This is a genomic window from Flavobacterium tyrosinilyticum, assembly GCF_023656565.1.
In the GTDB taxonomy this organism is placed as follows: Bacteria; Bacteroidota; Bacteroidia; order Flavobacteriales; family Flavobacteriaceae; genus Flavobacterium; species Flavobacterium tyrosinilyticum.
The window spans coordinates 323164-348749 of record NZ_JAMOKG010000003.1 but is presented as its reverse complement, the minus strand read 5'-3'; the positions used below and the strand labels follow the sequence as shown (position 1 = coordinate 348749).

General features: G+C 33.6%; 18 protein-coding genes. 6 read left to right on the top strand and 12 right to left on the bottom strand.

Features of this window, described 5'->3' with window-relative positions; all coding sequences use genetic code 11:
* Window positions 1-250: 250 nt before the first annotated feature.
* The 5 genes from NCC77_RS15920 to NCC77_RS15900 form a co-directional block, all read right to left on the bottom strand.
* On the bottom strand, window positions 251-943 hold the full coding sequence (locus NCC77_RS15920) for a hypothetical protein (protein ID WP_250836478.1): 693 nt from the start codon (window positions 941-943) through the stop codon (window positions 251-253).
* 61 nt (window positions 944-1004) lie between these two features.
* The gene (locus tag NCC77_RS15915; protein ID WP_250836477.1) at window positions 1005-2885 is read right to left on the bottom strand and encodes an SIR2 family NAD-dependent protein deacylase; all 1881 of its coding nucleotides are present in this window, start codon (window positions 2883-2885) and stop codon (window positions 1005-1007) included.
* A 249-nt stretch (window positions 2886-3134) separates the two neighbouring features.
* Window positions 3135-4223, bottom strand: coding sequence for an efflux RND transporter periplasmic adaptor subunit (locus NCC77_RS15910; RefSeq protein ID WP_250836476.1), 1089 nt, complete (start codon window positions 4221-4223; stop codon window positions 3135-3137).
* 213 nt (window positions 4224-4436) lie between these two features.
* Window positions 4437-7727: an efflux RND transporter permease subunit gene (locus NCC77_RS15905; protein ID WP_250836475.1), complete on the bottom strand. Its 3291-nt coding sequence runs from the start codon at window positions 7725-7727 to the stop codon at window positions 4437-4439.
* Window positions 7728-7739: 12 nt separating this feature from the next.
* Entirely contained in the window at window positions 7740-9125 is a 1386-nt protein-coding gene (locus tag NCC77_RS15900; protein ID WP_250836474.1) for a TolC family protein, read from the bottom strand.
* A 172-nt stretch (window positions 9126-9297) separates the two neighbouring features.
* Here NCC77_RS15900 and NCC77_RS15895 point away from each other — a divergent pair, with 172 nt between their 5' ends.
* The 3 genes from NCC77_RS15895 to NCC77_RS15885 all read left to right on the top strand — a co-directional run bounded on the left by NCC77_RS15895 (window position 9298) and on the right by NCC77_RS15885 (window position 11634).
* Window positions 9298-10335, top strand: coding sequence for a sensor histidine kinase (locus NCC77_RS15895; protein WP_250836473.1), 1038 nt, complete (start codon window positions 9298-9300; stop codon window positions 10333-10335).
* Window positions 10332-11036: a LytR/AlgR family response regulator transcription factor gene (locus NCC77_RS15890; protein WP_250836472.1), complete on the top strand. Its 705-nt coding sequence runs from the start codon at window positions 10332-10334 to the stop codon at window positions 11034-11036. The genes NCC77_RS15895 and NCC77_RS15890 overlap by 4 nt, the downstream gene beginning before the upstream one ends.
* Window positions 11037-11160: 124 nt before the next feature.
* Window positions 11161-11634 (top strand): hypothetical protein, encoded by a 474-nt coding sequence (locus NCC77_RS15885; protein WP_250836471.1) that lies wholly within the window; start codon window positions 11161-11163, stop codon window positions 11632-11634.
* A 535-nt stretch (window positions 11635-12169) separates the two neighbouring features.
* Here NCC77_RS15885 and NCC77_RS15880 read toward each other — a convergent pair.
* The 7 genes from NCC77_RS15880 to NCC77_RS15850 all read right to left on the bottom strand — a co-directional run bounded on the left by NCC77_RS15880 (window position 12170) and on the right by NCC77_RS15850 (window position 20249).
* Entirely contained in the window at window positions 12170-12934 is a 765-nt protein-coding gene (locus NCC77_RS15880) for an SDR family oxidoreductase (RefSeq protein WP_250836470.1), read from the bottom strand.
* 342 nt (window positions 12935-13276) lie between these two features.
* On the bottom strand, window positions 13277-13999 hold the full coding sequence (locus NCC77_RS15875) for an SDR family oxidoreductase (protein WP_250836469.1): 723 nt from the start codon (window positions 13997-13999) through the stop codon (window positions 13277-13279).
* Between the two features lie 316 nt (window positions 14000-14315).
* A complete protein-coding gene (locus NCC77_RS15870) occupies window positions 14316-15239 on the bottom strand; it encodes a helix-turn-helix domain-containing protein (RefSeq protein ID WP_250836468.1) in 924 nt (307 codons plus the stop codon).
* 182 nt (window positions 15240-15421) lie between these two features.
* Window positions 15422-15982: a 2'-5' RNA ligase family protein gene (locus tag NCC77_RS15865; RefSeq protein WP_250836467.1), complete on the bottom strand. Its 561-nt coding sequence runs from the start codon at window positions 15980-15982 to the stop codon at window positions 15422-15424.
* Window positions 15983-15997: 15 nt separating this feature from the next.
* Entirely contained in the window at window positions 15998-18259 is a 2262-nt protein-coding gene (locus NCC77_RS15860) for a CocE/NonD family hydrolase (protein ID WP_250836466.1), read from the bottom strand.
* Window positions 18260-18374: 115 nt separating this feature from the next.
* On the bottom strand, window positions 18375-18689 hold the full coding sequence (locus tag NCC77_RS15855; protein ID WP_250836465.1) for a hypothetical protein: 315 nt from the start codon (window positions 18687-18689) through the stop codon (window positions 18375-18377).
* Between the two features lie 528 nt (window positions 18690-19217).
* Entirely contained in the window at window positions 19218-20249 is a 1032-nt protein-coding gene (locus tag NCC77_RS15850; protein WP_250836464.1) for a helix-turn-helix domain-containing protein, read from the bottom strand.
* 107 nt (window positions 20250-20356) lie between these two features.
* Here NCC77_RS15850 and NCC77_RS15845 point away from each other — a divergent pair, with 107 nt between their 5' ends.
* The 3 genes from NCC77_RS15845 (at window position 20357) to NCC77_RS15835 (ending at window position 25500) form a co-directional block, all read left to right on the top strand.
* Window positions 20357-22747: a TonB-dependent receptor gene (locus NCC77_RS15845; protein ID WP_250836463.1), complete on the top strand. Its 2391-nt coding sequence runs from the start codon at window positions 20357-20359 to the stop codon at window positions 22745-22747.
* Between the two features lie 24 nt (window positions 22748-22771).
* On the top strand, window positions 22772-24004 hold the full coding sequence (locus NCC77_RS15840) for a DUF4374 domain-containing protein (protein WP_250836462.1): 1233 nt from the start codon (window positions 22772-22774) through the stop codon (window positions 24002-24004).
* Between the two features lie 137 nt (window positions 24005-24141).
* Window positions 24142-25500 carry a PepSY-associated TM helix domain-containing protein gene (locus tag NCC77_RS15835; RefSeq protein ID WP_250836461.1) on the top strand — a complete coding sequence of 453 codons (1359 nt, stop codon included), beginning with the start codon at window positions 24142-24144 and terminating at the stop codon, window positions 25498-25500.
* The last annotated feature ends 86 nt before the right edge of the window (window positions 25501-25586 follow it).

The window sequence follows — 25586 nt, the reverse complement described above, 5'->3', positions numbered from 1 at the left end:
TTTAACCATAGCATCGCTCCCGAAGATAGGACTAAAATCTTAAGACAAGTAAATTGCATTTTAGCTCTCGGCGTAATGCGACAACACGAAACCCTCCAAATTGGTCTAACCAATTTTGAAGACAATTATTATTGGCTCAATGAATTGGCGGAGATTTTGAATCCTTATTTGAGTGAGGAGTAAGATTTATAAAATGGAAAAACCTCGATTTTTTAAGATCGAGGTTTTTAATTTTTCATAATCGAAATACTTATATTCTATGAACAGTTTTCACAAAAAAAACTTCTGTATTTTGTTCATAATAAAATACTAATTTCAATTTTTCATTATTATTAATCTCTACTTCGGAATACGACGTAAATTTATCTACAACTGTTACATCGCCTTGAAAAAAAGCAGTAATTATTTTAAATATAAGTACCGAAGGATGTTTAATATCATTTATTTCTTTACTTGTTGATAATGGATTCCCTTCATAACTAAAATGTTTATAGCAATGAAATACACCACCTACAAAGTCAAAACCACCATTTTTATTTTCTTTGATATCACGATATAAATCAATTCGGAGTAGTTTCTTATTAATAACTCCATCTTTTACTTCTACTACGTAACAGAATTGTTCAGTTTTTAAAATTTCATTGAATCTATTTAAATCAAACCAAGGCTCTAAATCATATATGGCCTTAATAACGTCATTTGCGTTGCCAGTTCCAAATTGATTTGGATATTTTGCACTTGCAATTCCAAGATATCTATCTACTATGGCTGTAAATAAATTTGTTGGAATTAAATAGTATATTTTTCCATTAATTTCAGTTGTTCTGTAATTATTTATTGCTATTCCAGTTCTTGCATGATTCTTCTTTTCATGATCCATTAATAACAAAGATTTCTTTTTTATAAAGTCTCGTATTATTTTATATTCATCAATTTTTAGCATATCATTTGAAAGTTTCTGTGAGAATTAATTAATTTCTATATTTCTTAAACTTAAAAAAATACTACATTATACTTTGTTCATCCTCATATCTAAAATGAATTAATCCACTTCTACTTTTTAGAAATATATCCTTTGTTTTGGATAATTGTAAATCTTTCAAATTTTCAATATAACCATCATGTATAGAAGAATGTAAATAACCTAAATCAAATTTTTTGTCATATAAATCAATTATTGTTTTTTTGTTATTCGCCCATGTCAGAAATAAATCCCCTCCATCAAGACTAATTAAATGTTCAAAATTTTTTTGACCTTCAATACCAAAAGATTCTCCCACAAAATGTTCTGTAAATGATGTTTTATCAATATAAGCTAAGATATTTTTAACAAGTTTTTCAAATTTTTTTTCAAGATTGATTTTTGAAAATTTTAGATTAAATTGTTTTTCTATTTTCTTAAGATCTTCAAAATATTTAAGTAGCAGTTTAGCATCTAATGAATCATCTTCAAATTTGATTTTCGGTATGTAATTGTAAAAGATTTCATTTTCCTTATAAATTTTGAACTTCTGATTAGAAATAATTTTATATAGCATATTATAGAATTTAAAACCAGAATTAGTTGATCTTATCTGTTCGCTAGGAAAAATTTCTAGATTATATTTTGTTGAATCTTTTTCTGTTTGAAATTCAATTTTTATAATAACTGTAAAATCTTCAAGTTGAATTTTTAAATGCGCCTCATTTTCACCTGGAGTAATAACAAATAATTTGAAAGGATAATTATCAATTTCAAAACCGTCTTCGAAAATAATGTGCATATTAAAATCAAAAACAGGTAGTTTCTTTATTATAAGATTTTGAATGTCTTCTTCAGTTTTAAACCGAAAACCTTTAAAAAATAGATTAAATTCTTTTAAAGAATTTTTATCTAAATAGACATCTTCAAAATTTTTGCCATTAATTGAAGCTAGAATATTCATTGATTCTTCACTTGTTGGCATCTCAAATTTAACTTCAATTTTATGATCACTAATTTCGTTGGTAGATTTTATATCTCCAATTTCTATCCTTTGATCTTTTTGACTTAACGTAACATTAATTTGATTTGCATTTGCAAAATCCAAAGCTGTTCCAGCGACACCAACTCCTTTTGTTAAATTTGGAAAATAATTTAATTTTAAATCTTCATATATCTCATTCACAAATTTTTCACCAGTTGATTCAATATACTCAATTCCTATTCTTTGAAAATACTTTAATTTAGCAGGAGGTATAGATGGGGACACAAAGAAGAGTTCTTTTCTGTTCGCCCCTAATTCTTGTAAAATTTTATCAAGTAAAACATTGATATTAGAATCTTCCATTCCATATCCAATAAACAATATATGATTAGAAGCAAGTCTATCTCTAACTGCATTCCAAAATACACTATCTTCTTTTGATCTTGAAAAATAATTATTATAATCTGAAGTAGTTAAGATAATATTTTCTGTGTCTGTAAGATCAGAATGTATTTTAAAAAGTAATGTTTTTTTAGGGTCAACAATTGTATAATCAGCACTTTTTCTTATAACTTCAATATTAGTATTTGTGGATTCAATTAAAGTATCATAATTCGTAGTTATAATACTTTTAAAATGAGGGATTTTAGCTAATATTTGATGAGTTTCTGTTGAGGTAGGTGGTTTTTGAAATACTTTTTTCAGAGATGAGAATAAGTAGTTTTTATTTCCAGTCTTCATATTACAGATTTCTTCAGTTAATTTAGGTAAATCATAATTTAATGATATATCTTTTTTTAATTCCGTTGTAAGACCTTCATGCAAGATTTCGGCAAGTTTTGCACCAGATGGATAACCTGCAGATATAGACATTCCAGCTCCGATAAACAAAACAACTTCTTCATTTCTTATAAGTTCAAAAACTCTCTCTTTAGCCATATTTATTGTAATTTAAGATAGTTGACCAATTTAATAATATTTCTATTATTAACTTACTTATGTTTATAAAAAAACAGCCCCCCAAATTAATGAAGAGCTGTCCTAAGGCAAATTTTTAAATTTGCATTCCTAAGAATGCGTACAGTTTATGGTAATCACTAAAATGAAGACTAAACGCAGGTTATTAATGCCGATATAGTATGAAAACAGTCTAATTTTTATTAGACTGTATTGAATACATAATCGGTATTATTCGTTTATGACATCGCCTTCCTTAGTTTCTTCGCTGGCAATTTTTACCAGTTTATCGTTTGGAGTCAAATCGCCGAAAATTTCAATTTTATCTTCGATTTCTCTTCCTTTTTTAATGTCAACTCTTGTCGCTTTGTGGTTTACTACTTTCACCACATATAAACCTTCCGCAGAATTCACCACCGCCGATTTTGGCACTACAAACGTACTGTCTTTCGCGTTAAGCGGTAACAAAACTTCGGCAACCATTCCAGGCAATAAATTTCCTTTGGTGTTGTGAACGTCCATTTCAACTCTTTCAGAACGTAATTTTAAATCTAAAGCGCCAGACATTCTGGTAATTTTAGCGGTAAAAGTTTCAGGTAACGATTTTACATTAAAACTCATTTCGTCGCCTGGGTGTAAATATCCGGTGTACAATTCTGGAACAGAAACCGCCAAACGTAATTTGCTTTGCTCCTGAATCGTCAATAAAGGCAAATCTGAACCTTTTCCTGCCGGACCAACAAATGTACCTAAATTGACATTTCTAGCCGCTACAACGCCATCAAAAGGAGCACGAATTTCAAGATAACCTCTCATAATCGCAATTTCTTTATGCGCCGCAATTGCCGCTTGAAGTTGTGCGTAATCAGAATTCTTTTTACCGCTTGCCATTTCTAAATCGTTTTTAGAAATCGTTCCTTCCACCTTGCTTGTTTCATACAAACGGTTGTAAGTGCTTTTGCTGGTTGCGTAAATCGCTTCCATCGATTTCAATCTCGATTCGGCTGCAGCCAATTGCGAACTGATTTCTGGTGCTTCTAAAACAATCAAAAGTTGTCCTTTTTTTACTTTCGTACCAATATCAACTTTCAATAATTTTACGAAACTGCTCACTTTTGCATACAAATCAACTTGTTGGAAACCTGTTAATTCGGCTGGTAAACGCAATTCGGTTGTTAGTTTTTCTTTCGCTAAAGCGAAAGTTTCTACTTTAGGTTCGATTTCTGCTTTCGCAGTTTCTTCTTTTTTCTTTTCGCAACCGCTTAATACAACTAGTGCTGTAAATAATAATGCAGATGATTTTATAATGTTACTTTTCATTTTTTGGTTTTATATAATGAATATGTTTTTAACTCTTTAGGATTAATTATTTTTAACACATAGATACATAGCTTTTCTTTGTGCATAAAAGGCGTTTCACTTTTTTAAACAAACATAGCTATGTGTGAAAACTAGTTTTTTCTTTTACCTTTTTTTATTTAAAACTAAAATCTATGTTTCTGTGTGTTTAAAAAAATAATTACACTCAACGAGTTATGACTTTCCAACTTTCGACTTACTTATTGATGAGATATAATGAATACTTTCTTCGTCTTCAGGATCTAAAGAAACAGATTTTGTCGATGTTTTTTCTTGTGCCCACGCAAATATCTGCGGAAGGATTAATAATACGGCAAAAGTAGAAAATAATAATCCGCCAATAACCGCTCTTCCTAACGGAGAAACCTGATCGCCTCCTTCGCCGTGTCCAATTGCCATTGGCAACATTCCCGCAATCATAGCAACCGAAGTCATGATAATCGGACGAAGACGCAATGCAGCAGCTTCACGCGCAGATTCTAAGGCATTTCCGTTTATTTTTCGAAGCTGTTCGGCATTCGTAACCAAAAGAACGGCGTTGGCAATAGAAACCCCAACCGACATGATGATTCCCATATACGATTGTAAATTCAACGTTGAACCTGTAAGTGTCAGCATTAATAAAGATCCTAAAACTACCGCAGGAACTGTTGTTAAAATAACCAGCGAAACTTTAAACGATTGGAAATTAGCGGCCAACATTAAGAAGATTACGAAAACGGCAACCAATAACCCCGTTTGCAAACTGCTTAATGTTTCAGTCAATACAGTACTTAGTCCAATTGGCGTGATAAATAAACCACGAGGTAATTCGCCCAAATCGCTAATTGTTTTGCTCACATCTTTTGATGCCGTACCTAAATCGGTTTGGTAGATGTTTGCCGTAACGGTAATGTATGGCATGGCCCCTAAATTGTCATTTTCACCGCTTACAAATCCCGGTGTAATTTTGGCAACGTCGCTTAAAACAGGACGAAGCGAGTTTTTCAATACCGGAATTTCTCCAATATCGGTTTTGCTTTTCATTTTATTCAAAGGCACTTGAACCTGAACAGAATATGATAATCCTGCTTTTTCGTCTACCCAGTTATTTTTTTCTGTATAACGAGAAGATGAGGTTGAAGCAACCAATGAACGTGAAATATCATTCATGTCAACTCCCAATTCAGCAGCACGGGTTCTGTCAATATCAATGTTCATTGCTGGATAATGAATTGGCTGACCAATCTGTACGTCTCTGAAATACGAAATCGCTTTTAGTTTGTCTACAATTTGAGTGGCGTACAATTCGTTTCGTTTTTTGTCTTTTCCAGCTACTCGAATCTCAATTGGAGTAGGAGAACCTTGGCTTAAAACTTTATCCGTCAATTCGATTGGCTCAAAAGAAAGTTTAGTGTCTGGCAATACTTTTTTAAGTCTTGCTCTAAACTCATCTTTAAAATCGTCCATATCTTCGTGATAGTCTTTTAAACTCACTTGGAAAACCGCTTCGTGAGAACCTGCCATGAACAGATAAATCGGGTTGATCGAGAATAGAGAAGGGTGCTGGCCGACATATACAGACGTAATTCCGATATGATCTTTACCCACCATTTTTTCCAATTCTTTTAAAACAACTCTGGCTTGTTCTTCTGTTCTTTCCAAACGCGTTCCGTCAACCGCACGCATTCTTAACTGAAACTGACTTGAATTGGTTCTCGGGAAAACGTCTTTTCCGATAAAAGTAAGAAATACAATCGCCAGAATAATTGATCCCGTTAGATAAATTATAGTCGTTGCTTTTTTATGAACAAACAAACGATCTAAAGTTCGCATGAAACGATTTCTGAATTTTTCAAAACCGCTTACTTTTCCGTCGTTGTTGAAATCTTCTCTTTCAACCAAATCTTTTTTCTGACCAATTAAATTTTGCTCCGATTCAGGCGTTAATCCGCAGGCGTTAAATTCTGCCTCATCGTCTGTAATGTTTGGTTCGTGTGCGTGTTTTTCATGACCTTTCATCATCCAGTTGGCCATTACAGGAACAAAAGTCTGCGAAAGCAAGAATGAAATTACCATTGAGAATCCAATCGCTAAAGCCAATGGCAAGAACAATGCTCCTGGAATTCCGACCATGGTAAATGCTGGTGCAAATACGGCTAGAATACAAAGAAGGATCAATAATTTAGGCAAAGCAATTTCCTGACAGGCATCCCAAATGGCGAGTGCCTTGGGTTTTCCCATGTCGAGATGCTGGTGAATATTTTCGATGGTTACTGTACTTTCATCCACCAAAATACCAATTGCAAGAGCCAATCCTGAAAGAGACATTAAGTTGATCGTCTGTCCGAATAATTTCAGGAATAAAACCCCAGATATAATCGAAATCGGAATCGTCATAATTACGATTAATGCCGCACGACGGTCGCCCAAGAATAATAAAACCATTAAACCCGTTAGAACCGCACCGATAATTCCCTCAGTAATCAAACTTTTAACCGAGTTGATTACATAAACCGACTGGTCAAATTCGTACGTAATGTTTACATCTTCAGGAAGCGTACTTTGAATTTTAGGAAGTTCTTTTTTCAATTTCTGAACCACATCCCAAGTCGAAGCGTCTCCCGCTTTTGCAATACTAATGTAAACCGAACGTTTTCCGTTTACCAAAGCATAACCTGCCGTAATATCGGCACCGTCTTTTACAGATGCAACATCGCCTAATTTTAAGTTCTGAACGCCGCCTTTGAATAACGGAATCTGTTCAAAATCTTTAACTTCTTTAATCGTATTATTGGTTGGCGTAATATAGTTTTTATCGCCCATACGCACGTTTCCAGACGGAGCCGTTTGGTTGTTCAAACGAATCGCATCAACAATCTGGTCTGGCGTCATATTATGAGAACGCAATAAATCTGGATCTACGTTTACCTCAATAGTTCTTGGGCTTCCGCCGAAAGGAGCTGGAGATAATAATCCAGGAATTGCAGTAAAGGAAGCACGAACATAAACGTTGGCTAAATCCTGCAGTTCGTTGTTTGAACGTATTTTACTGCTCAAAACCAATTGTCCAATTGGCAATGAAGAAGCATCAAAACGAATGATAAACGGAGGCTGTGTTCCTGGAGGAAAAGCCGCCTGAATTCTGTTCGAAAGCGCACTTAACTCGGCAGCAGCCTGAGCCATGTTGGTTCCTTCATAATAGGTTAATTTCATAATCATTAACCCCTGAATATTTTTGGTTTCTACCGATTTGATACCGTTCGAAAAAGGTAAAACGTTTACGTAGTTTTTGGCAAAATAAGCCTCCATCTGGTCTGGCGTGTAACCTCCAAATGGGTGCGCGATATAGATAACCGGCAAATTCATTTTGGGCAGAATGTCTACCTTAATGTCTTTGATGGCACCAATTCCGAAGAAAAATAGACCCGCAACCAATACTAAAATGGAAATGGGTTTGCGGAGTGCAAAACGTATTAAATTCATTAGGATTTATAATTAAAATTCATTTATAAATAAGTCAAAATTTCCTGTTGCAGCGACTTTCAATAAGTACGATTGCCACACATTGTTATTGACAATATCTCGATCGATTTCAGCACGATTTAAAACATACATCGTTTGTGTTAAATCAGTCAAATCAGTTAAACCGTTTTTGTATAAAGTCGATTTTTGAACATAAGCTCTTTTTGCCGCATCAACTTGAATTGGCGCTTCAGCATAATTTTCTAAAGTAATTTTGATCTTATCTTCGGCAAAATTCAATTGCGATTTCAATTCTCTATCGGCCTGATTGTATTCTTCCTGCAAAGCCTGAGAAACAAATTTCTGAGCGCTAACTTGTTTGCTTGATCTGAAAGGAGTGGTTAGATTCCATGTAATTCCAACACCGACCAAATAATTGGTACGATCCGGATTTACGCCATCCCAATAGTTTCTGCTAAAGGCATTTTGGTCTGTAGCATAAGTATTCTCAAATCCCGAAGCTCTGGTTTGTAAAACCCCAAAAGCACTCATGGTTGGATAATAAAATCTCTTATACAATTTAACCTGCTGGTTGCTGTAATCGATTTTCGTTTTATAGAATTGTAATAAAGGGTGAAGACTATCTGTAGAAGCTTCTTTTGTTACTAATTCCTTCGGAATCTGAGTTACAAATAAAGTATCTGTAACGAAATCCTGAGGCGCAACGCCCATTAAATCGACTAATTTGTTGTTTTGTTCTTTTACGAAGTTTCTAGCAAGGTTTAAAGCGATTTTAGCTTTAGAAACCTCGGCTGTAGCCAAAGTAGAATCTACTCCAGCCAATAATCCGTTTTTAACTCGTGCGGCAGCAGTCTTTTTGAAAACTTCTGCACGATCTAAATTCTTTTGCTGTGAAATCACTAATCTCTGGCTCGCCAATAGATTGAGATAAGCAGCCGAAATTTTGATTTCTTGCTGGAATTTTTCCTGCTGTAAATCTTTTTCTTTAGCCTGAACATCAATTTTAGATAAATTGATTTTTTCTTGTGTTTTTCCGAAAGTGAAAAAATCCCAGTTCATGTTGACTAAATAAAGTGCGCCAAAAGCCGAATTCCAGTTTTGTTCTGGTAACGGAAGTCCTGATGAAGCAACTCCTAAACCTCCAAAACCGTACAACGGTCCGTTTTGTCCGTTTACGGTTCCATAATCCTGCTGTGCCGATAAGTTAAGGTTTGGCAGGTAATCACGGCGAGATTGTTTTAGAGTCTCTTTTGATGCATTGGTGTAATTGTTTTTTGCTCGGATAGAACCGTAGTTTTCAAGACCTATCTTTAATGCTTCTTTTAAAGACAGGGTTTGAGCATAACCGATTGAGGCAAAAATCAATAAAAATAATAAGGTAATTTTTTTGAAATACATAAACTCAAGGTGATATAAAATGTTTTTGATGAAACAAATTTATTTCTCTTATACTGATAAAAGTCAGGTTAAGTGATGTACTGCACTAGTAAATGACGAATTGAATTGGTCATTTTTTGAAAAAATTAATTAAATATTTGTTCGTACTTTGTAAACTATTTTAAAATTAAGAATGAACAAAAAAATCGATAACATACTGGATAACAAATGGTGGCAAGAAGTTGCCGTTGTCCTTTTCTCCTTTACAATATATACCCTAAAAAATGATTGGATGTTATTTAGTTCATTCATTTCTATTGCAATGGGTATATTTTTCTATTGCGTTTTGTACATGCATGCCCAGTTTAATCGCTTTTTTCTGCTTCCTATTTTATTCAAAGCAAACAAACCTTTTACCTATATCATTTTAACGCTTTTTGGAGTTTTTGTATTTTCTGTCATTTTGTATGAAATTACAAGGATGGATATGTTTGCCAAATGCCATTTGTACCAAAACTCGCATCAGAGAAGTTATGCGTACCAATTGGCGAGTGTTTTAGGAACTTTGGTCTGCATTCTGAGTCCGATTATTGTTTTTAAGTTTTATCGTATTCACAGAAAACAAACCGATGCGGCTTTATTGTTCAATCAAATGCAATTAAATTCATTGAAAGGACAATTAAATCCGCATTTTTTGTTCAATACTTTTAATACACTGTACGGAATCAGTCTGGAATTTCCAGACAGAACGCCAGATTTAATTATGAAGGTTTCGCAGTTAATGCGTTATCAATTAGAAAGCAATAGTAAACAATGTGTTTCTTTAGAAGACGAACTCGAATTTATAAACAGTTATGTTCAGTTGGAAAAAGAACGTGTTGGTTATCGCTGTGATATTACTTTTGACAGTAAGGTAGACAAAGATTATACGTATAAAATTTCGCCAATGCTTTTAATCGCGTTTATAGAAAATGCATTTAAACACGGAACTTGCGCTATTGAAAACTGCTTTGTAAAAATTGCTATTAAAGTTGAAAATGGATTATTGCATCTTCATGTTACCAATTCAATTCCGAAGAAAAATGATGTGATTTCGACTAAAATTGGTTTAAAAAACACGATCGAACGTTTGAATTTAATTTATGGAAAAGATTATAAATTAGATATTCAGGACGATAAAAAGACTTACATTGTTGATTTAGAAATACAGCTAAAAAAGTTTGTAGGATGAGAGAAACAAAAAGATGTATTATAATTGATGATGAACCCGCTGCACATTATGTTCTGGCTAATTACATTAAACAGAACCCGCAGTTAGAATTGGTTTTTCAAGGCTATAACGGCATTGAAGCGATGAATTACCTCAGAGAGAATTCAGTCGATTTAATGTTTCTGGATATCAATATGCCTGAAATTTCAGGAATGGAATTGCTTAAAATTCTTCCAACGCATCCCAAAACTATTTTAACTACAGCCTATTCTGAATTTGCATTGGAAAGCTACGATTACGGCGTGATTGATTACTTATTAAAACCAATCTATTTTCCAAGATTTCTAAAAGCAATTGACCGTTTTTTTGCTACTGAAAGTACCAAACAAAAGACAGAAGAAACTGTAAATTCAGTAAGTGTAAAAGTTGATGGTTATTTAATGGAAATTGAATTGGACCAGCTTTTATACGCACAGAGTTTTGGTAATTACGTAAAACTTCATACCATCAAGAGAACGTATCTGGCTTCTATCACGACAACAGAGTTTGAAAAATGTCTTCCTGAAAAGAGTTTTATGCGTATTCATAAATCGTACATCGTAGCGCTGGATAAAATTGATGCAACCGAAAAAGATTTTGTGGTCATTAAAAACGAAAGAATCCCAATCGGAATTACGTATAAAAGAGAACTAACAGACCGATTAAAAAAGCTTGAATTGTAATCTAAAGCTTTGATTTTAAAGGCGTTTTTCGTGCAGATGAAAAATGTTAATTTCTTCATGTTATCTTAAATAAAAAAGTAGTAATTTTAATACGTTATTAAAGTCTAATTTAAAAAATGAAACTATGAAAAACGTGCTTTTGTCTTTTACTTTTTTATGCAGTAGTTTTTTAATTGCGCAGGAGGGAACCAATATGAAAAAAGTGGTCACGCCTCCAGAAAAAATCCGATTTGCTTTTGAAAGGGAATATCCGGGAAAAGTACCAGTCTGGTCGGAAGAATATGTTGGTGACGACGCAGATGAGATCAGGTATGAAGCGCGATACAATGTAGATGACAGAACCAAAGCAGTAGCGATTTACGATAATCTCGGAAACATGAAAGCGTATGAATTGCAGATCCCGTTTAAACAGCTTCCGATAAAAGCACAGTCGTATTTAAAAAAGAATTATAAAGCAAAAGCGATTCTAGAAATTGCAATGGTGGTAGACGATAAGAAAAAAACAACCTACGAAGTCGGTGTAGAAAAAGATACTAAATTTTATGATATTGTTTTTGACGCAGAGGGAGGTTTTAATGTCTCTGTAGAAAAAAACTAAATGCTTTACTAATTCAAATATTATTTGAAATGACAAACCCGATGAGTTTTTGGTTACTTATCGGGTTTTGTTTTATGTTTTTTTGTTTCAGGTTTGAAGTTTGAAGTTTCAAGTTGATATTCTTTGTGTGTTTTAACCGCAAAGAGCGCAAGGTTTTTTCTAAGCTTTATGTTATATAAACGCAAAGTTCGCAAAGCTTTATGTAAAAACTTTGCGAACCTTGCGTAAACCTTGGCATTCTTTGTGTGTTTTAACCGCAAAGAGCGCTAGGTTTTTTCTAAGTTTTATGTTTATATAAACGCAAAGTTCGCAAAGCTTTGTCTATGAAATTTGAGAACCTTGCGCAAACCTTGGCATTCTTTGTGTGTTTTAACCGCAAAGAGCGCAAGGTTTTTTCTAAGCTTTATGTTATATAAACGCAAAGTTCGCAAAGCTTTGTCTATGAAATTTGAGAACCTTGCGTAATCCCTAGCGTTCTTTGCGGTTAAACCTGAAACCTGAAACTTGAAACTTGAAACTTGAAACTTGAAACCTCTTACAACATCATTCCGCCAGAAACTTCGATTCTTTGAGCATTTACCCATCTTGCATCTTCAGTACATAAAAAGGCAACAACACCGCCAATATCATCAGGAAGACCAACTCTTCCTAAAGCCGTCACAGAAGCAATTTGCTGGTTCATTTGTTCATTATCGCGAACTACACCTCCTCCAAAATCAGTTTCGATAGCGCCAGGAGCCACAACATTGGCTCTAATTTTTCTTGCTCCCAATTCTTTTGCCTGATATTTGGTTAAAGTTTCAATAGCGCCTTTCATAGATGCATAAGCCGCATAACCCGGGAAAGAAAATCTAGCTAAACCTGTCGAAATGTTTACAATTCCGCCTCCGTCATTCATTACGTTTAATCCTTTTTGAGTCAAGAAAAATGGACCTTTAAATTGAATATTAGTCAATTGATCAAACTCAGCTTCGGTTGTCCCAACAAAAGAATTGTGAATTCCGATTCCGGCATTGTTTACTAAAAAGTCAAATTTATCGGTTTTGAAAGTGCTTTTTAAAGTTGCTTCTACTTCTTGAAAGAAAGAATCAAAAGTGCTTGATTCAGCTACGTTTAATTGTAATGAAGCCGCTTTTTGACCTAAACTTTCAATTTCTTTTACTACTAAATCAGCTTCTTCTTTTTTACTGTTGTATGTGATAATTACATCAAGTCCTTTTTTTGCAATTGCTATTGCCATGTTTTTTCCTAAACCTCTGCTACCGCCTGTAACTAGAGCTATTTTTGTGTTTACTGCCATCTTTTTTAATTGTTAATTGTGAATGGTTAATTGTGAATTACTTACTGTTTTTTGTTGTCAGTCTAGAGTCGAAGACTTTTACAGCACCAATGTCCTTCGACTTCGCTCAGGAGGACAATGATTATTTTTATTTATTGTATTTTACTTTCGTTTGTCAGTCTGAGCGTAGTCGAAGATCTTTACAGCTCGAATATTTTTTAAACACATAGAAACATAGATTTTATTTCTCTTTAAAAGATTACAAAAAGAAACTAGTTTCTAACACATAGCTATGTGTTTTATTAAAAGCGAAACGCCTTTATTCACTCCAAAAATCTATGTTTCTATGTGTTTAAATTTAAACTATGGATGCATCAGATTAAAATGATTTCGTAACTCTTCTGCGCTTGCGTTTAATCTGGTTTCGCTTGTGCCGAAAGTCAGTTCTTGTTTGCCTTGTTTTAGTTGCTCGAAAATAGATTCGATAAAACTGCTTACGCTTGGATGTGCATCGTGAAGACCAATTCCGCCTAAATCGGTATTTAATGCTGGTGGAATAATTTCGACTACTTCAATATTTTTTTCTTTTAATAAATGACGAAGCGAAAGAGTAAAAGATCTAAAAAATGCTTTTGTAGCCGAATAAACCGGAACTTTTGCAAAAGGAGAAAAAGCTAATCCAGAAGTTACATTCATCACTGTTTTTAGCGACGGCAACTCAATAAATAAGGATGTTAAATGTAAAGGCGCTTCAATATTGGTGCTGATTTCAGCTTTCATGCTTTCGTAAAAATCAGCATCAGTAACCGAAACCCATTTTTGAATTCCCGCATTATTGATTAAAACGTTTAAATCAGGATGATTTGTTGCAATCCATTCGTAAAGTGCGATTCGTTCCTGTTCTACAGATAAGTCGCAAACCTTTGTTATGATGGAAGGGAATTTTGCTTTTACGTCGTTTAAAACAGATTCTCTTCTTCCGCAAATAATCACGGTATTGTTTTCCTGAATAAATCGTTCGGCAAGTCCAAGTCCGATACCGCTTGCACCGCCAGTTATTAAGATTTTGTTGTCTGATACATTCATCTTTTCGTTCTTTTAATTTGATGAGACAAAGGTAGGAGCGAAGTAGAGTTGGGGAGTTGTAAATATCAAATGGATGTTTGCGAAATTCAAATCACGAGTGATAAATTCCAATTTTTAGAAGTTCCAAATTCCAAGCTTCAGGTTTAACCGCAAAGAACGCTAAGGATTACGCAAGGTTCGCAAAGTTTTTTACGTAAAGCTTTGCGAACATTATGTTTATATAACATAAAGCTTAGAAAAAACCTTGCGCTCTTTGCGGTTAAAACTCACAAAGAATATCAACTTGAAACCTGAAACCTGAAACCTGAAACAAAATTTAAGCTCTAAAAGCAATCGGCGTAAATGAAGTTTGCTTTTTAAAGAAGTTAGAAAAGTGCGCTAATTCTTCAAAACCAAGCGAATAAGCGATTTCAGAGATGTTCCAATCGGTTTGTTTTAAAAGTATTTTGGCTTCATTTGTCAGTCGGTTGCTGATTAATTCGGTTGTGGTTTTTCCGGTGTTTTCCTTTAGAACCTTATTTAAATGATTCACATGAACAGATAATCTTTCGGCAAAATCTTTCGCTGTTCTCAATTCTAATCGCTGATTTGGAGATTCAATAGGAAATTGTCTTTCTAACAATTCAGCAAATAAAGAAGAAACTCTTGCTGCCGAATTGTGCTTAGAATATAAAGCTGTAATCGGTTGTAATTTTTGTCCGAAGTGAATTAACTCCGCCACATAATTTCGAATTAAATCATACTTATAAATATAATCCGAGTTGATTTCTTTTTGTATTTTGTTGAAAATCAAAGCAACTTCTTCAACTTCTTCGTCAGAAAGCTGAAAAATGGGATATCCGTCTGAAGCGAAAATTGGGAGTTCGTCCAAATCAATTCCGCTTTTGTTTTTAGATAAAAATTCACTCGTAAAAACACAAAACTGTCCGCCTTGATTGGTGTCTTGCGGCAAATAATTGTAAGGAATTTTTGGTGTTGCAAATAGCAATCCCTGTTTTTCGATTTCGATTACTTTGTCTGCGTATTCCGCTTTATTGTGGCCTCTAATTAAACTTATTTTGTAATACGCTCTGCGGTCATAAGGCATTCCAGGTTTTCCTTTCATACGTTCCAAAAGTTCTTTGATATCGAAAACATTAAAATGCCCGATTTCTTTCTGAATGTCATTTGGCAATAATGAAGTAGGATCAACAGTTGAGCCTTCGGTAATATCTTGGTAAAAGGAATCTAGGGATTTCATATTTGTGAATTGCAAAATTCAAATATACGAAAAAATGAGTGATTTGTTTTTTAGTTTCAGGTTTCAAGTTTCAGGTTGTTTTGCTTTGCGCTTATTTAACCGCAAAGGAGCAAAGTTTTTTCGCAAGGTTCGCAAAGAATTTAAACCTGGCGGGCATTGCGTAAATCTTAGCGCCTTTGCGGTTAAAAAAGACTCCCCTGCACAAACTCAGGTGCTGGATTACTTCCAAAAGGAAAAGCATCAATCACAAAAAACTGTTTTACTTTGGGATCAAATTCCCTTAAAATAATTTCATTGCATTCAAATTGAAGATCAATTGTGGTAAAAAGCTCAGAAGCAATTTTCAGATTTTCGGGAGTTAATCGGCGTCCTAATGATAGATGCGGATTGTCGCTTTTTTTGAGTTTTAAAAACTTCAAAGTTTCATGAATCTTTTTCATAATTGGAACAAGATTTTTTTCTGAATCTTCATTTACACCAATAAAAAAAGCGCCAGCATTCGGAAAAGAATCAAAGTGATTTAAAGACACTTCAAAAGGCGAAAAAGTATCCGAAACTTTAGAAAGCTTTTGTCTGATTGAATCAAATTGAGACTCTTCAATTGTAAACTCACAAATCGTAATATGCGCTTCAGAATTGCAGCTGTTGTACCAATCGATTTTGCTTTTCAAAAAATCTTTCAATTTTTTAACTGGCTCTACTAATCCTTTAGAATAAAATACAACCGAATATGTTTTTTCCATAACTGAAAAATATTTTTACAATTTTAAAATCGGAATTATGATTTTGCTGTCAGAATACCATTTTATTTGTAAAGGTTCTTTAGCATCAGCAATGGTTTCGTCGCTCACATTTTTACCGGTACCGTAATTAACTTCCCAGTTTGGATTTTTGTTAGCTCCTAATACGATTACAATCGAACTTCCTTTTTCTAATTCTTTAGAAATTATAAAAGTTTGTTCAATGTCAATTGTTTCTATTTTATTAGGAGTCAATAATTGTCTTTTGGTTCTATCTTTTGCAAAACTTGCTCTTTGCAAATTATTGGTTAAAGCAAAATATTGACCTTTGGCTGTTTTTTCGTAAAGCTGTATTTCTACATCAATATCTTTTTTGTTGGTGCTTATTTTTAACGATGTTTTTAAGGAACCGCTAATTATAGTTGCATTTTCAAGAGGATCACTTTCAAAAACCAACAGATGTTTTTCTGGTTTAAAAATCGAATCTATAACTTTAGGAAACCCATTTACGTAGTCATCATTATAGATATTAATTTCAGATCGATCTGTAAAATCAACCGTTTGGTTAATAGAAACGGCTTTTTTAGGAGCTGTTTTTTGTAAGGAGTATTTCGAATTGCTACCGCTTAAATAAAAGGTTAGGTTTTCATTGTGCATTTTGTCTAACGAAGAAACACTTTTCCATTCATTTTTGCCCATAATTTCAAAGTTTACTTTATCCTTCAAAATTTCAGGACGTTTTGCACCTTTCAAAATATAATCAAACCATTGAAAAATAATGGCATTAATTGGAATATTTGCCGCCTCATCGATGGTGTATCCTCCTAATTCTTTTCGAGGAGTTCCTTGCGAACCGCCATGATCATACGGCCCGATTATAAGATAATAATTATCGCTTTTATTATATTTTTGGTACTGATTGTAGTAGTACATCGCCCCAAGCTGATCGTCATCGTAATAACCAGTTGTGCTTAAAATCGGAATATTAATATTAGCAAAAGCTTCTTTTTGAGGCGTCATATTCTGCCAGTAGCTATCATAAGCAGGATGTTCTAGCCATCTTTGAAATAAAGGAGAAGGATTGCCTTCAATTTTGTCTAAGGAACGGAAACTCGCTCCGGTTTTATAATATTGCGTAAAAACTTCGTCCCATTTTTTGCTGTTCAAAAAGCTATTGAGATCTGTTAATTTGGTATTGGTAACCAGATGAATCCATTTTAAGGCATAACTCATAAAAATACCATTTTGCATCGGAAAATCAATTCCAGCTCCTACCGAAACCAAAGGGACAATTGTCTTTAAAGCAGGATGTACTTTTTTTACCGCACTCCATTGGCTAAAACCTAAATAACTGCCACCGTATAATCCGATTTTACCATTGCACCACGGCTGTTTGCTAACCCAGTCCAAAATATGATACGCATCATCGCCATCGTGTTCGTAAGGTTCTATTGGATCATTGCTTAAACGTTTGCCTCGAGTATTGGCAACAAAACCTACATAGCCCATATTCGCAATTTCTTTGCAGTCGCTTACTTCATTTCCTGCGTAGATATTATATTTCATTACAACAGGCTGTGGTTCGGATACATTTTTAAGTCTGACCATAGTGGCAGAAATAGTACTTCCGTTGGGCAATGTAATAATGATATCGCGTTCCATTATATAAGTATCGGCTTCGATTTTTGCAATTATTTTATGAGCAATAGAAAGTGTTTTGCTTAAAATCAAATAGCGAGAATATTGTCGGCACAATTGCGCTGCATTTTCTACACTTATGCTGTCATTATCTTGAACCGCTTTAAGCTGTGTTTCAAAATCTTTTTTAATGTCGGATAATTTTAATTCATAATATCCTTCTGCCCAGCTTTTTCCATCTGTATTTAATGTGTTGTATAATTTGTAAAACTCAGTTGTAAAAACTTTTTCAAAATCAGCTTTTGTTTTAGGTTCTTTTGATGCTGTTTTTCCATAAATTTTGTAAATAAACCCTAAAGGTCTATTGGCAATACTATCGCCTAAAATTTCTTGCGAATAGGTCACAAAAGTCTCGTGCATTCCTTTAAAATCTCCTGCAACAGATTGTATTCTGGCATAATTGTCTAAATAGGAAGCCTTGCTTGGATTTTTATAAAGTGGAAGTACTTTTTTGGCAAGAAGAGGTATGCTTTTGCTAAGAGTTATACTGTCTTTGTAATTGCTTTTTTCGAAATAGATTTTTTGTGAAGTTCCTATTTGAAAGGAAAAACAAATTAATAAAAGAATGATGCTTTTTTTCATCTTAAGAAACTTACTTTTTGAGGTATTGGTTTAAATTTGTGTTCTCAAAAATAGCATAAATTTCTTATAATCGACAAGTGGATCTTTATTATGTTTAAAAGAAAAAAATAAGTAACTAAATCTTTCCTTTTAGATGTAATCGATGTAGAATTTCAGATTTCAATAAACCGCTTCCGCCTCCAAAATGCTCAATTACTTCAACATTAGGCTGATTTTTTAGGCAGAAAGAAGTAAATTCTTTTTCTACATGATCTTCAATTGCAGAACTCAAAAGAACAATATCAATGGTGTTTTTTTGAAAGTATTCTTGCGCTTCTTTTTCATTATTAAAAGCTACGGCATTCCAGTTTTCATCTGCATTAACGAGACGAAGTAAAATAGCTAAAATAGCTTCGTTTTTTCCGAGTAATAAAAATTGCAGTTGTTTCATTTTTTTGAGGTTCTAATATGCTAAAGTTCTGAGATTCTATTTATCTAATTAATGAATTATATACAAATGTAGGAGGGTTTGGGAAAAAGAGACTTAATCTAGGACAAGAAATATTTTTTTTCGGCTCTTTTTTCAGGTTTTATGTATGAATTCGATATTTTATTATGCTAAAATTTCGTTAAAGTATATTTTGACAATATTTTGCAGTACAATAACTTAAGGTTTTTAATTGTAAATAATGTTGTTAATTTTTTGATTCAATGAGGAAAACCGTAAGGTATTCTCTTTTTAGGGCTTTACTTTTGGCATGTTGAAATTTAAAAACAAATGCTGTTTTTACCTTTTTTAGAATATCATTTTTTAGATTTTAACTAATTCATGTTTTTTGGAGAAACATTTTTTTTGAATTAAATTTTGACATATTCATTTGATCGTGGGTACTTGTATAAAAGTTTAGATTATACATTAATGTCTTATTAAGGGTTTTAAGAGGAAGTCGACGGACTGAATTTTAAAACCCTTTTTTTTTTAGCATATAAATGAAAAGGCGAGAAACCAAAACTGAATGATATCGGTGTTGATTTTAAATTTCTGAGGAGAAAATCCATAATAGCTTTTAAAAGCCGCCGAGAAATGAGAAACGTCTTTATAACCGCATTTATATGCTGCTTCGCTCACTGTAGCTGTTTTGCCTTGAAATAATTCTTTGGCATGCTCCATCCTAAGTTTAATGATATAGCTTTTTACAGTGGTTCCAAAACAAGCTTTAAAACCCTTTTTTAATTTGAATTCGTTTAATGAAATAAGTCTCGAAAGTTCGGGTAGAGTGGGCGTGTTTTTATAATCATTTTCTAATATTTTTTTGGCTTCTAAAAGTTTATCATAATCTTCTTGGTTGATTTTATCTATTTGCAAAGGTTTGATAATTAGCGTTTCAAGCTGATGAATAAAAAGTTCTTTAATTTTACTTTCGATATAAATTCTTTTTAAAAGACCTTCTCGAGTACAATTTTTTATTTCAGAAGTCACCCACTGAATTGCTGGCGTAAATGGAAGATATTTTGAGGTTAAATAGCCGGATTGTTTCTGAAGGATTTTTTTTGAAAATTTTTCATGCAGCTGCCAATCTTCGTTGATGATGTTGTAATAAAAATCTTTGGAAAGAATAATGGAAAGAAAGTTTACATTTTTGTGAGCCGGAATTTTAAATGATCCTTTAAAATTATCAGTGTAAAATATATTGTGCGTATTTTCTTTAGAATACTTTTCGCTTTCCAATTGATCAATATGGGTTTCTATGTTACTGCTATAAATAAAATTCATAACAATTGATTCTTCGTCAATTTCAAAAAGAATAGTTTTAGAATTGGAGAAATACAATTGCGTATCCAATAGAACTAATCCGTCGGTTATGAAATGGCGACTAATTATTTTTTCCGAATGGTCATTTTCAATATGAACATTTTCTTCGGTTAAAATACTTTTCGGATAATATTTATCTCCAATTTGAATTTTAATGATGGGCGTTTGAGAAGTTAGAAGAGTGGCTTTGATTTTCAAAATATAATCCGTTTTTACAAAATAATAATCCGTTTTTCCCTATCTTTTTTGGAGACGTTGATGGTACTTTTGCAGCAAAGTTATTTATAATTAGTCTAATTAAAGATATGTCAACTCAAAAATTTTTATTTGCCAGTTTATTTTTTCTAACCACGTTCTTATCATTTTCCCAGCAAAATCAAGGTTTCACAGTGTCTGGAAAAGTTGTTGAAAATTCTGGAGAAACAATTCCGTTTGCAACAGTTATCATCGAAAAAACAGGATTAAGTGTTATTTCAGATGAAAACGGAAACTATATTTTAAAAAATGTACCATCAGGAAAACATACATTAAAAATCTCCGCAATGGGATTTGCGGTTCAGAAAAAACAGATTGAAGTTTCAGGCAATTTGGATGTTTTAATTAAAATGGAAGGCGAATTGCAGGAATTAGAAAGTGTAACCGTATTGGGAAGATCTCAAACGGATAAAGTAAATAAACAATCTTATAGTGTAACTGCTATTGATGCTAAAAAACTGCACAACTCAACTTTAGATTTATCACATGCTTTGGACCGTGTATCTGGGGTTCGTAACCGTGAAGCGGGTGGAGTAGGCTCTAGATCGGAGCTTTCTATAAACGGATTCTCAGGAAATCAAATTAAAGTTTTTATTGACGGAGTTCCAATGGATAATTTTGGTTCTTCTTTTCAGATGAATAATATTCCGATCAATCTTGCCGATCGTGTAGAGGTTTACAAAGGAGTTGTGCCAATTTGGCTAGGAGGAGATGCTTTGGGTGGAGCAATAAATATTGTAACGAATAGTAAGCCAAGAACTTTTGTAGATGCTTCTTATTCATTCGGATCTTTTAATACGCATCGTTCAAGCATAAACGCGGGTTATACGGCAAAAAGCGGTTTTACAACAGAAATTAATGCTTTTCAGAACTATTCAGATAATAATTATTGGGTAAATGTAGATGTAGCCGATTTAAATACGGGTGCTTATTTCCCAAACCAGAGAGTGAGGCGTTTTCACGATAAATATCGCAACGAAACAGTGATTGTAAATGTTGGGGTAACGGGTAAAAAATATGCCGATAAATTAATGATTGGTTTTACTGGCGGAGAAAATCAAGCAGATATTCAGACTGGTGCAAGAATGGTAAGCGTTTTTGGAAAGATTTACAGAAAAGGAAGCATTGTAATGCCAACTTTAAAATATCAGGTAAAAGATTTGTTTACTAAAGGCCTTAATGTAAATGTAACAGGTAATTACAATTTTGGTTACGAACAGAATATTGATACTGTTTTTAGAAGATACAATTGGTTTGGCGATTACAAACAATATGAAGGAGCAGGAGGAGAAAGAAGCCGAACGCTTCGTAAGTTCTATAACAACAATGGTATAGCAACAGCCAACGCGACTTATACGCTTAATGACAGACACTCTTTTATGGTCAATAATACGTTTAATACGTTCGATCGTAAAGAAAGTGACGAGTTGGTTCCTGAATCCTTGGTTTATAAACAGCCTAAAAAAACGCAGAAAAATGTTTTAGGATTGGGGTATAAATTAGATTACAATGATAAGTGGAGTACTTCTGTATTCTTAAAAGATTATTCATTAAAAACTACTTATTCTAGAAGTTACAATCCATCAGGAGCTACAGGAGATATTGCTTATCAGAAATATGTAGACCATACTTCTACAACGGGTTATGGAGCGGCTACGAGTTATTATTTAAAACGTAATCTGCAGATTAAAGCCTCTTATGAAAAGACGTATAGATTGCCAAGTCCAGAGGAAATATTTGGTAATGTCAATGACAACTTAGAAGGAAATCTTGCTTTGAAACCAGAATCTAGCAACAACTATAATTTAGGAGCAAGTTATCAGACGAGTTTCAGCGAAAAGAATGCTTTATCATTTGATGTAAATCTTTTGCATAGAAATGCAGTAGATTTTATTCGTCCGACATTGAATAATAATCAAACCATGACGACCAATGTCAATCAGGGAAAAGTGACGAATTATGGTATTGATGGTGAGGTAAGATATTCGTACGGGAATCGTTTTACGGCTGGTTTCAATGCTACATATCAAAACATTAGAAACAAAACAATGTACGAGCCTAACCAGAACTATGTGTCTCCTTTCTATAATGACAGGATTCCGAATATGCCTTATTTATTTGGTAATGCAGATGCGACAATGTTCTTTAATAATGTTTGGAAAAAAGGAAACAATCTTTCTGTTGGTTACAACTTGCTTTATGTGCACACTTACTATTTGTCTTGGCCAAGTATGGGAAGCAAAGACAGCAAACTGGAAATTCCACAACAGTTTAGTCATGATTTGAATGCCGTTTATACGATGGCAAACGGAAAATACAATATTGCTTTAGAATGTAAAAACCTTTTAGACAATAAGCTTTACGATAATTTCTCCTTACAAAAACCAAGTAGAGCTTTTTACATCAAGTTGAGATATTACTTCAGTAAATCAAATAATTAAATTTAATACAAACACCATAATACAATGAAAAAAAGTACAACATTAGCTTTATTATCAGCTGTTTTAGCTTTTACAGCATTTTCTTGCAGCAGTGATTCTGATAAATCAGGAGATGAAACTGGCGGAGGAAACGATACAGGAAAAACGAAATATATTATTACTGCAACAACTGGAGCAGCAGGAATTGCAGATTATTTATTAACTGCAGACGATGTATCTACTGGAGTGATCACGACTACAGGAAACGGATTGGAGCAAGACGGAACATACCGTTATTACATTACAGCACAAAACAATTTCTTTAGTTTACTTTACGGACAAGGAAACCCTGGAGCTGTTACCACTTATAACCTAAACTCTGAAGGAAAACTAGTTAAGAAATCTGATTTTCAAGCAGAAACGGTACACGTGTTTGCTGCTGTAAACCAAGATATTTTAACGATTAAAGTTCCAAGAAGTGGTGCTTCTATTGCTTCTATGTACAAAATTGATGCTACAAAATCGCTTATTACAGGTGAAGCGCAACAAGACACTAAAGTATTGGCTAAAAATGGAGAAAGAGCTTTCTTTACTTGGGCAACTCAAGTGGGAGATAAAGTGTACATGCCTTATATGAGTATTAAAGGAGACGGTGTAGACAACTTCGGAACTGCAAATCCAGATAGTACTTGGGTTGCTGTTTACAACTACCCAGAATTGAAGTTAGAAAAAGTAATCAAAGATAACCGTACAAGTTATTTGGGAGCTTATTTCACAAACGGATTATTCCAAGATGAAAATGGAGATGCTTACGGTTTCTCTGGAGCGATTGCTACAAGCAATGCTGTAATGACTTCTACAAAACCGTCTGCGGTTGTGAGAATCAAAAAAGGAACTACAGAGTTTGATCAATCATACTTCTTTAATGTTCAAGAAAAATCTGGAGGATATAAAATTTCTTCTACAAGCTACATTTCAAAAGGTAAATTCTTATTGTTAATGTACGGAAATGTTGGAAAAAACAACGGTGCAGTTAAAATGGCAATTGCCGATGTTTACAACCAAACATTTACTTGGGTAACAGGTGCTCCAGAAACATTAACTTCTGTAACTAGCCGTTACAATATTACTTCAGAAGATGGAAGCTCTGCAATTGTAGGTATTAATACTCCTGACGGAAACTGGATTTACTCAATCAACGGTACAACTGCTGTTGCAACAAAAGGTATGAAAGTGGAAGGCGGACAAATTACTGCAATCCAAAAATTAAAATACTAATATTTTTTTTGCCGTAAGTCCTTATTTTATGGGGACTTGCGGTTTTTTTATTTATCCTATTTATCTATCCAATTATGTTTTCTTCTTCAAAACCAAATAATAAGAAAAAAAGTAAAAAGTCGCTTTTTAAGCGCATCATGGCTTGGCTGCATTTGTGGCTCGGTTTGGCATCTGGAATTATTGTAGTTATTGTCAGTCTTACGGGCTGTATTTATGTTTTCGAAAATGAAATCAAAGATTTTATTGAAGACTGGCGTTTTGTAAAACCTCAGAAAGAAGCATTTTTACTGCCATCGCAATTGGTTTCGATTGCCGATAAAAAAATGAAAGATAAAAAAGCTACCAGTGTAACTTTTGGTGCAAAAGATGAAGCTGCGATTGTAGGTTATTTTGTTGAGAAAAAAGAAGAAGGTGAAAAAGGAGAACAAAAAAGAGGAGAAAGAAAAAAAGAGCTAGCCCAAAATAACGAAAAGGCAAAATCGGAACTGAAACCTCAAGGAAAACCTAGCGAAAAAGGAAAAGGAAAGGAAAAGAAGGGTAAAGGAGGAAGGAGACAAGGAACTTTTATAAGCGTTTACATGAATCCGTATACGGGTGAAGTGTTAAATGTTAAGACTTTTTCTAGAGGAGACTCACCAGATTTTTTCAGATGGATCTTAAACGGACATCGTGCATTGTGGCTTCCTTATGATATTGGAAGACCAATCGTTGGAGTTGCAGTTTTAATTTTCGTTGTATTATTAATTTCGGGCATCGTTTTATGGTGGCCAACCAAATGGATCAAATCCATTATAGATAAAAGTTTTAAAATTAAATGGGATGCCAGTTTTAAACGTGTTAATTATGACATGCATAATGTATTTGGTTTTTACAGCTGTATTTTCCTGTTTTTTATTGCCGTAACAGGCTTGGTATGGAGTTTTGGATGGTGGAGTAAATCTTTGTATTGGGTAACTTCGGGAGGGAAACCATTGGTTGAAAACCGCGAATCTCCAAAATCTGATACAACCAATGTAAAAGAGTTTAATATCACAACAGCGGATAAAGTTTTATTGAGTTTAAGAAAAGAAAATCCTCAGGCAGCCGGAATCATGATTAGTATTCCAGGAAAACCTGCGGACCCGATTGGTGCTTTTGTTTACAAGCAAAAAAACACTTTTTATAACATGGATCGTTATAGTTTTGATCAGCAAAGCTTGAAGGAAATTTCGATTAAAACTCCTTTTTCAGGAAAGTATATCGAAGCTAATATTCCGGACAAAATCCGACGTATGAATTACGACATTCACGTAGGAAGCGTTCTTGGACTTACGGGTAAAATTATTGCATTTTTGGCGAGTTTAATTTCTGCCAGTTTACCCATTACAGGATTTATTATCTGGTGGGGAAAACAGAAATTTGGTAAAAAGAAACCTGCTGCAAAACCAAAAGTGGCAAGCAAAGCAATTCCCGCTCCTAAATTGAAAAATACAGCAGAACAAGAAATTACTGCTTAGACATATTAAATTGGTTTTTATAATTCCTTTTTTGTTTTTTTTTTTTTGATAAAAGGCAAAACTTGTAAAAGTTTTGCCTTTCTGTT